At 61.6% G+C, this 15,013-nt stretch carries 16 protein-coding genes; 10 read left to right on the forward strand and 6 right to left on the reverse strand.

Annotated features, from left to right (window positions below):
- The first annotated feature begins 65 nt into the window (after nucleotides 1-65).
- On the forward strand, nucleotides 66-536 hold the full coding sequence (locus AC0J41_RS01510) for an A24 family peptidase (RefSeq protein ID WP_473014380.1): 471 nt from the start codon (nucleotides 66-68) through the stop codon (nucleotides 534-536).
- 118 nt (nucleotides 537-654) lie between these two features.
- Nucleotides 655-1,440 carry a response regulator transcription factor gene (locus tag AC0J41_RS01515; RefSeq protein WP_025111741.1) on the forward strand — a complete coding sequence of 262 codons (786 nt, stop codon included), beginning with the start codon at nucleotides 655-657 and terminating at the stop codon, nucleotides 1,438-1,440.
- Between the two features lie 60 nt (nucleotides 1,441-1,500).
- On the opposite strand, the gene AC0J41_RS01520 is transcribed toward AC0J41_RS01515, so the two are convergent.
- From AC0J41_RS01520 to AC0J41_RS01530, 3 genes are all read right to left on the reverse strand, one after another.
- On the reverse strand, nucleotides 1,501-1,908 hold the full coding sequence (locus tag AC0J41_RS01520) for a response regulator (RefSeq protein ID WP_025111740.1): 408 nt from the start codon (nucleotides 1,906-1,908) through the stop codon (nucleotides 1,501-1,503).
- A gap of 66 nt (nucleotides 1,909-1,974) precedes the next feature.
- Nucleotides 1,975-2,187: a Flp family type IVb pilin gene (locus AC0J41_RS01525; RefSeq protein ID WP_473014381.1), complete on the reverse strand. Its 213-nt coding sequence runs from the start codon at nucleotides 2,185-2,187 to the stop codon at nucleotides 1,975-1,977.
- Nucleotides 2,188-2,307: 120 nt separating this feature from the next.
- Nucleotides 2,308-2,514 carry a Flp family type IVb pilin gene (locus AC0J41_RS01530; protein ID WP_025111738.1) on the reverse strand — a complete coding sequence of 69 codons (207 nt, stop codon included), beginning with the start codon at nucleotides 2,512-2,514 and terminating at the stop codon, nucleotides 2,308-2,310.
- Nucleotides 2,515-2,849: 335 nt separating this feature from the next.
- On the opposite strand from AC0J41_RS01530, the gene cpaB reads away from it, so the two are divergent.
- From cpaB to AC0J41_RS01570, 8 genes are read left to right on the forward strand one after another with little or no spacing between them, the layout of a single operon-like run.
- Nucleotides 2,850-3,782: a Flp pilus assembly protein CpaB gene (cpaB, locus tag AC0J41_RS01535; protein WP_473014382.1), complete on the forward strand. Its 933-nt coding sequence runs from the start codon at nucleotides 2,850-2,852 to the stop codon at nucleotides 3,780-3,782.
- Between the two features lie 20 nt (nucleotides 3,783-3,802).
- Nucleotides 3,803-5,026, forward strand: a complete 1,224-nt coding sequence (locus tag AC0J41_RS01540) for a type II and III secretion system protein family protein (protein WP_025111736.1) — start codon at nucleotides 3,803-3,805, stop codon at nucleotides 5,024-5,026.
- Nucleotides 5,023-6,216 carry a CpaE/TadZ family protein gene (locus AC0J41_RS01545; RefSeq protein ID WP_025111735.1) on the forward strand — a complete coding sequence of 398 codons (1,194 nt, stop codon included), beginning with the start codon at nucleotides 5,023-5,025 and terminating at the stop codon, nucleotides 6,214-6,216. Before AC0J41_RS01540 ends, AC0J41_RS01545 begins: the two co-directional genes overlap by 4 nt.
- Nucleotides 6,213-7,481 (forward strand): CpaF family protein, encoded by a 1,269-nt coding sequence (locus AC0J41_RS01550; RefSeq protein ID WP_025111734.1) that lies wholly within the window; start codon nucleotides 6,213-6,215, stop codon nucleotides 7,479-7,481. The genes AC0J41_RS01545 and AC0J41_RS01550 overlap by 4 nt, the downstream gene beginning before the upstream one ends.
- Nucleotides 7,482-7,499: 18 nt before the next feature.
- Nucleotides 7,500-8,384, forward strand: coding sequence for a type II secretion system F family protein (locus tag AC0J41_RS01555; RefSeq protein ID WP_025111733.1), 885 nt, complete (start codon nucleotides 7,500-7,502; stop codon nucleotides 8,382-8,384).
- A 1-nt stretch (nucleotide 8,385) separates the two neighbouring features.
- The gene (locus tag AC0J41_RS01560) at nucleotides 8,386-9,270 is read left to right on the forward strand and encodes a type II secretion system F family protein (RefSeq protein WP_025111732.1); all 885 of its coding nucleotides are present in this window, start codon (nucleotides 8,386-8,388) and stop codon (nucleotides 9,268-9,270) included.
- A 23-nt stretch (nucleotides 9,271-9,293) separates the two neighbouring features.
- Nucleotides 9,294-10,016 carry a tetratricopeptide repeat protein gene (locus tag AC0J41_RS01565; RefSeq protein ID WP_025111731.1) on the forward strand — a complete coding sequence of 241 codons (723 nt, stop codon included), beginning with the start codon at nucleotides 9,294-9,296 and terminating at the stop codon, nucleotides 10,014-10,016.
- A gap of 17 nt (nucleotides 10,017-10,033) precedes the next feature.
- Nucleotides 10,034-10,306, forward strand: a complete 273-nt coding sequence (locus AC0J41_RS01570) for a DUF3613 domain-containing protein (protein WP_025111730.1) — start codon at nucleotides 10,034-10,036, stop codon at nucleotides 10,304-10,306.
- A gap of 67 nt (nucleotides 10,307-10,373) precedes the next feature.
- Here AC0J41_RS01570 and AC0J41_RS01575 read toward each other — a convergent pair whose 3' ends face one another.
- The 3 genes from AC0J41_RS01575 to AC0J41_RS01585 form a co-directional block, all read right to left on the reverse strand.
- Nucleotides 10,374-12,044 carry a ShlB/FhaC/HecB family hemolysin secretion/activation protein gene (locus AC0J41_RS01575; protein WP_025111729.1) on the reverse strand — a complete coding sequence of 557 codons (1,671 nt, stop codon included), beginning with the start codon at nucleotides 12,042-12,044 and terminating at the stop codon, nucleotides 10,374-10,376.
- A 135-nt stretch (nucleotides 12,045-12,179) separates the two neighbouring features.
- A complete protein-coding gene (locus tag AC0J41_RS01580) occupies nucleotides 12,180-13,832 on the reverse strand; it encodes a collagen-like triple helix repeat-containing protein (protein WP_473014383.1) in 1,653 nt (550 codons plus the stop codon).
- A 326-nt stretch (nucleotides 13,833-14,158) separates the two neighbouring features.
- A complete protein-coding gene (locus tag AC0J41_RS01585) occupies nucleotides 14,159-15,013 on the reverse strand; it encodes a MaoC family dehydratase (RefSeq protein WP_473014384.1) in 855 nt (284 codons plus the stop codon).

Consider the following 15,013-nt stretch of genomic DNA (forward strand, 5'->3'; position numbering starts at 1 on the left):
ACCCTGACGTGCACTGCGTAGTATCAGCATAGAATCATTCAGCAAAATCGGACGGATTTAACCGGATGCAGAGTTTAGTTCTCCTGATCTGGCTAGCGCTGTGCGCAACCCAGGATGCCCGTCAACGGCGTATCTCCAATGTGCTGACATTAGGTGCGGGAGCGCTGGCGCTGATTTATCTGTGGGTGACCGGCACGACCTGGCTCGGGGCCGATGTGCAGGCGGGACTCTGGGCTGGCGTGATCGCCCTGCTGCTGACCGTACCGGGCTATTTGATGGGGCGAATGGGCGCCGGGGATGTGAAATTAATGACAGCCATGGGTCTTGCGACGAACGGTTTGTTCATTCTTTGTGCGTTTATCGGCACTGGCGTCGCCAGTCTCTTGTGGCTGCTCGTTGCGCCAAGAGTCTGGCTTCATATGAGTCAAGGACTTAGGCAACATCTTCGATATTTAGAGCCTGGAGCGTCAAAAAAGCTGCCATTTGCACCGTTCGTGCTGATGGGTGTATTGGTTTCGATCCATTGGATCCATTAGTCGCCAGTTGCCACTAGTCCTATGTACATAGTCGGAAAGTGCGTCTACTTTCAAATGAAGTCGTTACACCGCCAAAGTGTAGAAAAAGTCAGCTTTGGCCCGAGCAATGGAGTAGTTCGTGAACAAGCTTACGTCTGCGGTAAAGGTGCTCGTGGTCGATGATCAACCGCTGATCGTCGAAGAGCTGTGCGAGTTTCTCGAAAGCAGCGGCTACCGCTGTGTGCCGTGTGAATCCAGCCAGCAGGCGATCGAGCGTTTCAGCGAAGACGCCGAAATCGGCCTGGTGCTGAGCGATCTGCATATGCCGGACATGGACGGCATCCAGTTGGTGCAGGCGCTGCAACGTATCAGCGGCAAACATCGGGTGTTCGAAGCAATCATGCTCACCGGTCGCGCCGATAAACAGGATGTGATCAAGGCCCTGCGCGCAGGCATCGCCGATTACTACCAGAAGCCGATCGATCTGGATGAACTGCTCGAAGGCGTGAAGCGTCAGGAAGCGGCCCTGCAGGAGCGGCACAAGAATGTGCAGTTGGGCCACCTGAACCAGAAGCTGCAATTTCTTTCCGAGTCCATCGACGATCTCTACCAGGACCTGGACAAGGTTCGACGCAGTCCGGCGGCGGTGGTCAGCGATATGCTCGGCGGCGATGCTCACGAGGCGGAACAGGAGATCCCGGCGATCTTCAATCAGTTGTCGCCACGGCAACTGGATGTGGCGCGTCTGGTGGGCAAAGGGCAGACCAACTATCAGATCGCCTGTGAGTTGGGCATCACTGAAAACACCGTGAAGCTGTATGTCTCGCAGGTGTTGCGCCTGACCCACATGCACAACCGCACGCAGTTGGCATTGGCGCTTTCCCCCAGCGCTTCGGCGGCTCGTCAGCGTGTAACCGCACACTGATCCCGATTGCCTGTCCATCGCGGGCAGGCAGTCAATTCTTCCAAAAACACTTCGCCTGAATTACCCGGCCTGCGTCTTCGGTTTGGGGAACAGATTGTCCAGGGTTTCCAGCAGGCGCACGTGGTAGATCGGCTTGCGAAACAGGTCCAGCACCTGCAGGCGCAGCATGTCGCTGACGTCCTCCATGTCGGCGTGCCCGGACGTGACGATGACCGGCAGATGCTGGCGCGAAGTGTGTTCGCGCAGGCGTTTGATCAGCGACATGCCAGACTCCTCCGGCATGCGCAGATCGGTGATCACCAGGGCGATATCCGGATGCCGGGTGAGGTGATGCAGGGCGAGTTTCACCGATGTCGCGGTGTGGCAGACAAAGCCTTCGCCCTCCAGTAACTCGGCCAGCTCAAGCAACGCGTCCTCTTCATCGTCAACCAGAAGCAACTGTTGGCGGGGTAATGAGGAAGCAGTCATGGGCAATCCCTGAGAAGCTGAAAGTGCAATCGAGTGTAGCGCGACATTCGCCGGACGCGACTTACATCAGGGCGTCTGCACCGGAGCTGTCTGCGCAGTACCGCCGAGGGACAGCAGTACGCTGTTGAAAATCGCCAGCACCTTGGCCCCCACCGGTGTCACGAACACCACGACCACCACCGCTACCATGGCCACCACAATCGCATACTCGATGGCCGAGGCCGCTTCAGTACTTGCCAGGAACGCCCGGGCACGCATCAGCAGATATTCAAGAGCCATGAACATTCTCCTTTGCCCCGGCCTGTGACCGGGCGCTGGAAATTCAGGGGCCTCGTCAATGCCCGGGCGCGCTATTACTCATTCGCGCACAGGCACTGAAAGGGAAGGGAGGGGGAGCGATCAAGGCGTAGGCCGGACCTGTGCCGTGCCGCCGAGACTGGTCAGGACTGCGTTGAAAATCGCCAGTACCTTATTGCCGACAGGTGTCACAAACACCACGACGACCACGGCTACCATTGCCACCACGATTGCGTACTCGATTGCCGATGCCCCTTCCTCGCTTTTGAGAAATACGCGGGCTCTGGCCAACAGATATTCGAGAATCATACGTCCACTCCTTTGCGCCTCTGGCGCCGATCCTACGCTACAGCGGCATGTTTTCACCGTGCTATCAGAGCATTGTCAACAAACCCCCGGTCAACAACTGTAAGAACGAATTAATCACAAAGGATTAACCGGATCGTTAGTCGACCCTGTCCCTACAGTTAATTGGCCAAGACTCATACTTTAGTGAGTTATTTTCCTGTCAGTAATGGCGTTTTGGCTCGGATCAGCTAGCTTGGAAATAGCGAAATAGTTGCATGTTCATAGCTGCCTGATCGCGAAAAATTCTCTCATCAGGAAGTACAGGCTGTCGGTGCAGCAGGAAAGGGAGATCCGTCATGAACAGTCGCGTCACCATGGCCCTTGCAGCAGTGCTGCTGCTGGGAGCAATCATCGTCGGTTACTGGGGCCTGGTCCTCAGTCGGCAGCCGGCGCCCGTTGCCCAGGCGCCTGCCGCTCCGGCAGTCGTCGTGGAAAAAACCGTCGCCGCCGCCGAAGACCAGACCCGCCAGCCGGTGGTCGTGCTGTTGCACGATGTCCCGCCTTTTACCCCGTTGACGGCTGCCGATGTGGCGCTGGAAAAGCTGCGCAGTGCCCCGGGCGGCAGCCTGTCCAGCGTCGATCAAGCAGTGGGCCGTACCCCTTGGCGGCACCTGAGCGCCGGCACTTGGCTCAACGATGAAAGCTTTGAGGCCGGTGGATCGCTGGCGCGGATGATCCACAGCGACGAGCGCGCTCTGACCGTGGCGGTGGATGAGGTGATCGGCGCTGCCGGGCAACTGATTCCCGGTGACTACGTCGACGTCCTGCTCTATCTGCGCCAGGACGCGAGCAACCTGCAGCAATCGGCGCAGATCGTCGTGCCGGCCATGCGCGTGCTCGGCGTCGGTGAACAATACGGGCTGACCAACGACGGCCAGCCTGCCAGTCCGGCCCTGAGTGCAGACGACAAACTCAAACAGGATCAACGCCGGATCGCCGCGCGCACCGTGGTGCTGGCGGTGCCTGAGCAATTGCTGAGCCGGATGATGCTCGCCACCCAGGTCGGCACATTGCGCCTGGCCGTGCGCAGCAGCGAGGAGCAGCGCCTGGCCAAATACTGGGCCGGAGAAAAGCAGGCGCCGGCTCATCTGGACAACGCCAACAGCCAACTCTTTCAGTTCACGCAACTGGCCCTGGGCGCCGCGCCGAAAGCGCCGTCCACTGGCGGCCATGCGCGCACGCCGATGGAAGTGATCCGCGGCAATCAGGTTTCCCAACAAGCCCCATGACTGAGCAAGGATCCACGTGCATGCAGAGTCGATTCAGGCCGATAGTAAAACCTGTAGTCCGGGCCTTGATACTGATGGGACTGTCGATGAACGCGGCCATCGCGGCCACGGGCAATTGCTCGGCGCTGGGCCGTATGCCGGCGGTGATCGAGATCGGAGAAGGGTTCCAGCAGGATATCCAGTCGCCGGTGGCAATCACCCGCGTGGCCATCGGCGACCCGAAAATCGCCGATGTGCATGACACTGGCAGCGCTTCGTTTTTGCTGACCGGTGTGGCTCCCGGCGCCACCAGTCTGATGGTCTGGACCTCGTGCTCCAGTGAGCCGCGTCAGAGCATGGTGTTCGTTAAAGGCAGCGCCACCGCGGCATTGACCAGCGCCAGCAGAATGCCTTCGGATGATCCGACGTTGCCCTCGCAAGTGCAGACCGACATTCGTTTCGTCGAAGTCAGCCGCACCAAACTCAAGGAAGCCACGGCCTCGCTGATCGGTGTCCGCGGCAACTTCCTGTTTGGCTCACCGAACACGCTGCCGAACGTCGGCGGCGTACCGACGCCGAAGTTGCCGGTGGACAACGGTCAGTTCAACTTCTCGTGGATCGGCGGCAAGACCATGGCGATCATCAATGCGCTGGAAGGCAGTGGCTTCGCCTACACCCTGGCGCGGCCGAGCCTGGTGGCGCTGAGCGGGCAGAGCGCAAGTTTCCTTGCCGGTGGTGAAATCCCGATTCCGGTGCCCAGCTCCGGCAGCGACACGGTGACCATCGAGTACAAGGAGTTTGGCATCCGCCTGACCCTGACCCCGACCGTGATCGACCGCAACCGCGTGACGCTGAAGGTCGCCCCGGAAGTCAGCGAACTGGATTACGCCAATGCGATCACCATCGCCGGCACCCCGGTGCCGGCCCTGACCGTACGGCGTACCGATACCAGCGTGTCGCTGGCCGACGGCGAAAGTTTTGTCATCAGTGGCTTGATCAGCACCTCGAACACCTCGCAGGTGAACAAGTTTCCGGGGTTGGGCGACATCCCGGTGATTGGCGCGTTTTTCCGTGACTCGCAGATCAAGCGCGAAGAGCGCGAACTGTTGATGATCGTCACTCCGCACCTGGTGCAGCCACTCGCGGCAGATGCGCAACTGCCGTCGCTGCCGGGCGAGAAACTGCGCAACTACGACCCGAATTTCTACCGCATGTTCTTCCTTGAAAACGGTAACTTCGACAAGCGCAGTGGGTTGTCCCAATGAACCAGAACCTGAGCCAGACGTTTCTTGCGATCACCCGCAACAGCACTGATCTGGAGTGGCTGCAAGGCGCTCTCGCACCGCTGGGGCAAGTAGTGAGTGCCGGGGCCGGAAGCCTGGATGAGTTGCTGGCGCTGGTGGATGTCACCTTCGCCAGCCTGGTGTTCGTGGGCCTGGACCGTGACCATGTGGTGGCGCAGAGTGCATTGATCGAGGGTGCGCTGGAAGCCAAGCCGATGCTCGCCATCGTTGCGCTTGGCGATGGCATGGACAATCAACTGGTGCTCAATGCCATGCGCGCCGGTGCCCGGGATTTCGTGGCATACGGTTCGCGGGCCAGTGAAGTCGCCGGGCTGGTGCGCCGCTTGAACAAACGCCTGCCACCGGTGGCCACCAACACCCAGCTCGGTGGCCTCACGGTGTTGTACGGCACACAAAGCAATTCTGACGGCGCACTGCTGAGCAACCACATGGCGCAGGTGGTACAGAAAAGCGGCCAGCAAACCCTGCTGCTGGATCTGGGCCTGCCCCGTGGCGACAGCCTGGCGCTGCTCGGGCTCGAGAGTTCGTTTCACTTCGGCGATGCCTTGCGCCATTTGCGCAGGCTCGACACCACCCTGATCGACAGCGCCTTCACCAGCACGGACGGGGGCCTGCGAATACTGGCGTATGCCAGCAACGACGAGCCGCTGGAAAGCACCAGCGCCGCCGAGCTGTACATGCTGCTCAGCGCCTTGCGCCAGCACTTCCAGCACATCGTCGTGAACCTCACCGGGCAGTCCGACAGCGAAGCCTTGCGCACGTTTGTCAGCCATTGCGACAAGCTGCTGTGGTACACCGATCAGAACGTGATCAACTGCCGCCGCAACCTCGCTGTGCTCAATCTGTGGCGTGAGAAAGGCATGAAACTCGACCACGCGCGTTTGCTGGTGGACGGCTATCTGGGCAGCGTTGCACCGGATGCCGAGACCCTGGGCAAAACCTTCAACCTGGAAGTGATCGCGGTGCTGGCGGCCAACGCTGAAGTACGCCTGAACGCCAAGAACCAGGGCGTCAGCCTGTTCGAACTGGCCCCCCGGGAAAAACTCACGCAGAGCCTGCGCACCCTCGGCGAGCGCCTGGCCAAACGCTCCGAAGGACTGAGCAAACCCAAGGCCGTCACCTGGTTCGATCGCTTGCGAGGCACCTCATGAGCGCGGAAAAACTGTTCGGCGCGGTGCAACATGGCCCGGCCGGCAACTCCGATCACGAAGGCCTGAAGCTGGTCCTGCACCGCTACATCATCGATGCCATCGAGGAGTCGGGGAAAAACCTGCTGGAAGGTTCGCGTCAGTTGCTGGCGCAGTTTGTCACCGACAAGGTTGCCGAATACATCGCCCGTCTGCACCTGGCGATTTCCCGTTACGAGATGGAGCGGCTGGCCGAAGAGATCGTCGACGAGCTTACCGGCTTCGGTCCACTGGAAGTGTTGCTGCGCGATCAGTCGGTGACCGAGATTCTGGTCAACGGCCCGCACCGGGTATTCATCGAGCGCGACGGCGTGCTGCACCAAAGTGACCTGCGTTTTATCGATGCGCATCACGTCGAGCGGGTCATGCAACGAATTCTTGCGCCACTCGGGCGCCGCCTCGACGAGTCCTCGCCGATGGTCGATGCGCGTCTGCCGGATGGCAGTCGGGTCAACGCGATCATTCCGCCGATTGCCCTCGACGGCCCGTGCCTGTCGATCCGCAAATTTCGCAAGGACATGCTCAAGAGCAGTGACCTGATGGCGATGCAGACCATCGATCTGGCGATTTTCGAATTCCTTCAAGAGGCGGTGGGCAAGCGCTGCAACGTGCTCATCAGCGGCGGCACCGGCACCGGCAAGACCACGCTGCTGAACATTCTCAGCCAGTTGATCAACCCGCACGAACGGCTGGTGACCATCGAAGACGTCGCCGAACTGCAACTCGGCCACCCGCACGTGGTACGCCTGGAAACCCGTCCGCCGAATGCCGAGGGTCACGGGGAGGTCAAAGCCAGCGACCTGATTCGTAACGCCCTGCGGATGCGTCCCGACCGGATCATCCTCGGCGAGATTCGCGGCGTCGAAGTGGTCGATGTGCTGACAGCGATGAACACCGGCCACGACGGTTCGATGAGCACCGTGCACGCCAACAATGCGCAGGATGCGTTGTTGCGTCTTGAGACATTGGTGGGCCTGACCGGCCGTTCCATCGCCGAGCGCACCTTGCGCCAGATGATCTGCGCCGCCCTCGACGTGATCATCCAGCTGACCCGCATGCCTGACGGCCGGCGCTGCGTCAGCGAGGTGGTGGAAGTGGTCGGCATTCGTGAAGACGTCTACGTCACCAACACCCTGTTTCGTCTGGATCGGCGTACCGGTTTCGGCTTCCTGCGCGAAGCGGTCAACCCGGCTGGCGACAAGTTGCGGCACGAGACGAACCTGGGCTGACAGCATGGGACGCACATCATGATCGGACCGGCCATTCTCATCCTGCTTTGCCTGATCCTGCTCGGGCTGTCGATCTGGCTGTTCCTGCACGGTGTGCACAAGACCAGCAACGAGCGTGTGCTCAACCGCCTCGCGGCAGGACAGCCACAACTGGTCGCGCCAAAGCCGACCTGGGTCGGGCTTGAACGGATGTTTCTGCGTGCCGGGCTGGGCCGTCCCACCGAACGCTTCGGCCTGTGGCTGACCTTGTGGGGCGTGGCGATGGCTCTCGGTTATCTGCTGGCGAGCTGGATCGGTTTGCTGACGATGCTGCTGGCGCCGCCACTGGTCTTGCGTCTGTACATTTCCTGGCTGTACCACCGGCGGATCAGGCGCATGATCGAGCAGTTGCCGCAGCTGCTCGACCACACCGTGCGCAGCCTCAAGTCCGGACGCACCTTGAGTGATGCGGTCATGGGCAGCATTGAGGCGAGTGACGATCCGCTGAAAAAAGCCATGGGCCGGGTGCAGCGCAACGTGCAATTGGGCGTCAACCTGCCGGATGCGGTCAGTGACTTTGCCGAGCTTTATGAGCAGGACGAACTGCGCATGTTCGCTCTCGGGCTGAAGGTCAACCATCGCTACGGCGGCAACGCCAGCGAGTTGCTGGAGAACCTGATCAAGCTGATCCGCGAGCGAGATCAGGGCGCCCGGCAATTGCGCGCGCTCACTGGCGAGACGCGCATGACGGCGTGGGTGCTGGGTTCGCTGCCGGTGATCCTGGTGAGCTATTTCATGCTGACCAACCCCGGCTACATGTTGGGTATGTGGCATGACTCCGGTGGCCAGACCATGTTGATCATCGCCGTGGTGTTGCAAGTGACCGGCTGCCTGGCGCTGTGGCGCATGTTGCGGAGTGTTTGAAATGGTCTATCTCGCTGCCTTGATGCTGCTGCTCGGTGCCCTGTTGCTGGTGGTCAATCACTTGCTGACGGAGCGGCGCCGGGTACGCCAGGTCAACCAGCGGTTGCAGGGCCATCTGGTGCGCGAGAACCGTTTCGGCCATTGGCTGCGCGCCTTGGGCAGCAGCCGGTTCGGCCAGCGTTCGGTGAGCATCGACAGCGAAACCCAGACCTTGCTCAGCCGCCTCGGCTGGCGCCGCGCCAGTGAGCGCTCGCTGTACGCCGCCTGCCAGATCGGCACGCCGTTGCTGGCGCTGGGACTGGCGATCTTTCTGCAGGAAGTATTTTTCCCCCACGCGGCCAACGGCTGGCTGGTGCCCATGTTCGCCGCAGGTGGCGGGTACCTGTTACCCAAGCGGCTGTTGGCGTATGCCGCCGGGCGTCGGCAGAAAACCATCGCCGTGGAGATTTCCACGTTCATTCCGCTGCTGCGCATCCTGTTCGAGTCCGGCATGGCGGTCGAACAAGCCTTGCGCGTGCTCAGCCTGGAAGGGCAAAAACTGCTACCGGAACTGACCCGCGAACTGCGCCTGATTCTGGCGCGGGTCGACTCGGGGCTTGAGCTGGGACAGGAACTGAACAAGGCCTCGGTGATGCTCGCGGTCGATGAATTCACTGACACCTGCGTGATCCTGCAGCAACTGATTCAGCAGGGCGGCGGGGCGATGAAATCGCTGCTGGCGCTCAAGCAATTGCTCGATGATCGACGCCTGACACGACTGCAGGAATACATCTCGAAGATGTCGGCGAAGATGTCGGTGGTGATGATGCTGTTTCTGTTTCCTGCCTTGCTGATCGTATTGGCCGGCCCGGGGTTCACCGCGATTACCCGGGCGTTTGCAAACTGACGTTGGCTCATGGAGAGCGTTTGATGAAAGCACTGATTGTCGTGGCAAGTCTGTTGATGCTCGGTGGCTGTGCCACCGACGGCCAGGCGCCGTGGTCGGCAATGCTGGCGCCGACCAGTTGCAGCAAGCTCGATTCCGAGCAGGAACTGGCCTTGAACCTGGCGGACGATCTGGCCAACGACGGCAAGCTGCACGCCAGCCTGGCCAACCTGCAAAGCCTGCCCGACAACCTGGCTGAAGTGCGCCTGCGCAAGGCCAGGGTCTATCGGTTGCTCGGGCGCAACGAAGCCGAGCCGCTGTACCGTGGCCTGCTCGGTACTTGCCTGACGGCGGATGCCGAACATGGCCTGGGCCAGCTCTATGCGGCCCGTGGCGACAACGGCCAGGCGCAGGCGCACTTGCAGCGCGCGGTACGTCTGGCGCCAACCAATGACAAGATTCGCAACGACCTGGGCGTGGTCTACCTCAATCAGCTGCGCCTTGAAGACGCCCGCTTCGAGTTCCTCACCGCCATTGAACTCAAGCAGAGCGATCAACTGGCGCCACTGAATCTGGTGACCTTGCTGCTGTACCAGAACAACTGGCAGCAAGCCGCTGAAATTGTCAGCCGTGCGCACCTGACGCCGGAGCAATTCTCCGAAGCCCAGAGCCGTGCGGAAAAGCTCAAGGTTCCGGCCAAGGCCCCGACGGCGGCCGGCAATCAGGTGGCGGTGGTGGCTGACCCACAACCGTCGACGATCAAGTGACTTTCAGGGAGAACGCCATGAACCTCTTGCACCGTGTGTGCTGCCTGACCCTGCTCGGCCTGCCGCTCGCGGCTCAGGCGATCGACGCCGGACCGGCTTCGGCGCAGCAACAGGAAACCGAAGGCTGGCTGGTGTTGCAAAGCCGCAATCACGCCGCTTCGCCCAAACCGCAAACCGCCACGGCAGCCGAACGGGAACTGGCGATGCAACGCTGGTTGAAGAAGTACAAGTACGAGATTCCGGACTTCTATGACCCGGATGCCGGCGGCAAGATCGAGACTAAAAACTAGCTTGCTTGCGACACCCGAGCCAGACCGTCATCGCCGGCTTGCCGGCGATGACGGTCTGGCTGATGGCCTAAAGCTGATAGCTGAAACTGATGCTGTAGCGCGCCCGACGATTGAACGTATCCAGCGCCTCATCGGACATTGGCTTGGCCGCCTCCAGCGCAATGTTGTAGTACTTGGCATCGCCAAAACGCAGGCCCACCGCTGCCGATGACAGGTCGTTGCTCTGCACCTGCAGTTTGTTGAACCAGGTTTTCGAACGGTCCAGCACCACGTACGGTTGCAGAATGCGTACCCAGTTACCGTCGCGATTGAAGCTGTAGTTGACCTCGTAAGCCGCGCCCCAGCCCTTGTCGCCCGAGGCCTGGTCATCCGGGTAGCCACGGCCGAAATTCTGTCCGCCAAACACCGCGCGTTCACTGTCGGGCAGGGTGTCGTCACTCCAGTACAGCGCCGCCGAAAGCACGCCTTGCCAGTTGTCGAAGAACTTGTCGCTCTGCACCCCGGAGAGTCGCAGACGCAGGAAGTTCAGGTCCAGCGCCGGGTTGTTGGAGTGCGCACCCATGCTGTCGAGGCCTTGGTACAGACCACCGCTGAGAATCCGCAGTTGCCGGGCATCGGTCTTGCGCCAGTCGCCCTCGAACGCGAGGGCGCGCACGTTGGTGCGCTCTTCGATGCTGATCGGGTAGCCGACCACGTCATAACGGTTTTTGTCATCCACCGCATACAGCCGCGCACCGGCGTTGAGCAACTCGTTTGATGCCGCAATGAACGGGTGGCTGACACCGATGGAATAACGGTCGTCTTCCTTGTGCGGCTTGAGTTCGAAACCGTCGCTGGTGAGCACGTTGGTGCCCGGGTCGGCCCGGTAGCGCGACGCAAACAGGCTCAGTTGCGTACCTTCACTGTTGAGGAACTGGTTGTAGTCCAGGCGGTAGTAATGTTCGTGATCATCCCCCGGCGGAAACAGTCCGCTGAGGGTTAACTGCTCGCCCATGGCGGTCTGCGAGTTGCTGCTGACCCCCAGCAGTGCCTGAGTGCCGTTGCGGTTGTCTTCGGTGGTGCTCATGGTGCTGGTGAACGGTTTGCGACTGGCCTGGGCAACCAGCGTTGTCGCGCCGTCGGTGGTGCCGGGTGGTGGTACTTGCGCCTGGATGGTGACGCCGGGGATGCGGGTCATCAGAGTGGTGTAGCGTTCGAACGTCTTGCGGGTCAGCGGCCGCTCGGCCTGGATTTTCGCCGCCAGTTCGTCGAGCAGGCCCTTGACCCGGCCGACATCGCCCTGCACCTGGACATCGCGCACATAACCTTCGACCAGTACCACCCGCGCCACACCATCGTCGAAGCGCTGTTGCGGCAGGAAGGCATAGGACAGCAGATAACCGTCCTTCTGATAGCGCCGGGTGATGTCGCGGGTGGCTTCGATCAGAGCGGCCAGGCTGGTCTGATGGCCGATCAGCGGTTTGTAGACTTCGGCCAGTTCGTTGAGCGGGTAGATCGTTCCGCCTTCGATCTGCACGGTCTTCAGATTGATTTTGGTCTCCATCAACAACGGCTGCGCGGCGGCCGCGCCAGGTTCGGGGACTTGCAGTGGCGCGGCGGCCGGGCGGTAGGCATCGGCCGGCAGGTTCGGCACGGGCAGGTTGCGGGTGGTTTCGTTGCTGTTGAGAAAACTGGGCAGGGTGTCGGCGAGGGCGGCGGAACTGAGACTGAGGAACAGCAAAGATGCCATTACGCGCATAGGACACTCCATGGTCAGATCACAGCGCTGGACGGAATTTTTTCCTAAGAAAAAAGCGGAAGACTCGTGGGAGTCTTCCGCCCTCAACCAAGCGTAGGCGCTGTAGGTGAGGCCGTCGAATCGGCCAGGTGCAATTTAGCGTTTGTTGCCTCCCAGAGCGCCAGTCAGGCCACCGAGTACACCGCCCAGACCACCGGTTGCGGTGCCGCCGGTGCTGGTGCCGCCGTTGAGCAGGCCTCCGACGGCAGCGACGGTACCGCCCACGTTGCTGACCACACCACCGACCGCGGTGGTGACCGGGTTGTTGGTGGACGCGATGGTCGCGCCGACTGTGCTGACCGCTCCGCCGACCTGACCGGTGAGGCCGGCGACCGGTGCGCCCAGGCCTGTCGAGGCGCCGACTTGTTGGGTCACGCTGGTGACCGCAGTGGTCACCGGGTTAAGCCCTGCGCCCACCGTGGCACCGACTGTCGCCAGCGGCGAGGTAGTGGCAGTGATCGGTGTGCCCGAACCACCGAGGGCGGTGTTGAGCGAAGCAACGGTGTTGCCCAGCGAAGCGGTGGTAACGCCACCGGCACTGACTGCACCGTTGGTGTTGCCGGCGTTCAGACCGCTGCCGACGTTGACCACGGCGCCGCCAACGGTTTGCAGCAAGCCGGTACCGCCCAGCCCGCCACCCAGCCCGCCGCCCAGGCCACCACCGGAAGCAGTGCCGTTGTCGACCAGACCGCCGGCTTTGCCAACCGTGGTGCCGACGTTGGTCAGGGCGCCGCCGACGGTATTGGTCAGGGCATTGCCGCTGCCAGCGCCGGTAACCTGACCGCCGAGACTTTTGACTGCGCCACCGACCTGGCCGATCACGCCATTGAGCGGAGCGCCGAGGCCGGTCGCATCGCCTACTTTGTCGGTGGTGCTTTCAACCATCGCAATCACTGGCACCAGGCCGTTGCCGACGCTCTTGGTCACTGAACCGAGCGGGCCGGTGGTCGTGGCAAGGCTCAGGGTGTCGCCGAGCATGGTGACTTTTTCGCCAACGCCATCGAGCACCGGTGCGACTTTGGTGACCACGCCGCCGACGACTGGAACGCTGCCGGTGGCGGTCGCCAGTTTGCCGCTCAGGTCCGAGACGCCGTTGCCGACATCCGTCACCACGCCGCCCACCGAGGAGGCGGTTACGCCCAGGCCATTGTCGACCGTGCCCAGTTTGCCGATACCGTTGGCCACGCCATTGCCCAAGGTGCTGACCACATTGCCGGCGGTGTTGGCCGCGCTTTGCACGACGCCACCGACGACCGGAACGGTGCTCAGCGAATCGCCGACCTGGCCGACGCCGTCGCCGACGCCGCTGACCGTTTTGCCAACATCCTGCACCAGGGTCGTGGTCACCAATGGGGTAGTGGTCGGGCCCGTCGGATCAGTTCCGCCTGTGCCACCTGTGCCTCCGGTTCCTCCAGTGCCACCGGTGCCACCCGTGCCTCCAGTGCCGGTGCCACCTGTACCGCCCGTACCACCTGTGCCAGCGGTGCCCGTGCCTCCGGTTCCTCCTGTGCCTCCTGTGCCACTCGTGCCACCGGTTCCGCCTGTGCCGGCGGTTCCTCCGGTTCCGGTATCCGAACCACCGGTTCCGCCGGTTCCGCTGGTACCACCGCTGCCTGCTGCCGCACTGTCTGGCGAAGAGCTGCCGGAGCTGCTGTGATGGCCGCCACCGCCGCTGCTGCAGCCTGCCAGGCCAAGGGAGAGGATCAATGCCAGCGCTGTTGCCGATTTGCACCACACTTGAGTTTTCATGATTGAGATTCCTTGCACCTGTAACAACATTCGTCGTTTTCGATGGCTCACCGATCTGTTGCCGGTAATGCCTCGTCCGTGGTGCCAATCTCGATCGCGCCGCCGCTTCCTGCCATTCTCAAGTTGGTATTAACGCCTTTATATATAAGGCGCTGCACAGCGCCTAAGGACTAATACCGAGGATATAAACGCGCAAAAAAAAGCCTTGAAAATCAAGGCTGGGTGTTTTTCAGGGCGCGGTGCACGGCGCGGAAAAACTTAAGTGATATACACACAATTTACAGGCTTGCCGGGCTCCCGGTGGATGGAAAACCCGAGGCGAGGGCTCAGGCAATCGGCTGCCACTGTCCGACCATGTGCTCCAGATCCCCCGCGCCGATCAGGCGTAATTCTCCACTCGACCCCGGCGCACTTGCCAGCAGCGAAACCTCACTGGGCAAGCGCACCGGTTTGCGAAAGTGCACTGCCACTTCAAGGTTGGCCCTGGGCAAGTGATCGGCCAACGCCGCGAGGGTTCGCGCCTTGTTCCACAGTCCATGGGCAATCGCGGTGGGAAAGCCGAACAGTTTGGCGCTGGCGGCGCTCAGGTGGATCGGGTTGTAGTCGCCGGAAACTTTGGCGTATTGCCGACCGATGTCGGCCGGCGCTTTCCATTGCGCCACTTGCGTCAACACCTGCGAGGGCTCCCAATTGTGCTCGACAGGTTCACCATCAAGCTTCACCCCGCGAAAGAGCATCTGGCTTTCGGCTTCCCACAGCGGTCCGAGTTGATCATCCAGAGTGGTCAGCACATCGAAGGTCGCACCTTTGGGATGCGGTTGCAGGTTGTGCACCCGGACACTGACTTGCGCGCGACTGATTCCGCCCATCGGCCGCAAGACACGGATACGGTTGCTCAGGTGAATAAGCCCCAACAGAGGGAACGGAAAGTCCTTGGCGGTGAGCAATTGCATTTGCAGGGCGAACGCGAGGATGTGTGGATAGGTCGGCGGCAACAGGCCGTCATCGGCAAAGCCGCAGACCTTGCGATAGGCCGCCAGTTTCTGCGCGTCGACATCGACCCAGCAGCGCAAGCCACTGTCGGGCAGTTGGGTGCCGGTGATCTTGCGGCGCGTCGCGGCCCGCGCATACAGCCCGGGCAAGCTCGGTTCGCGGTCGAGGGTGTGCCATTCAATGCTCAT

The organism is Pseudomonas sp. Arb-4-2C, assembly GCF_055755015.1.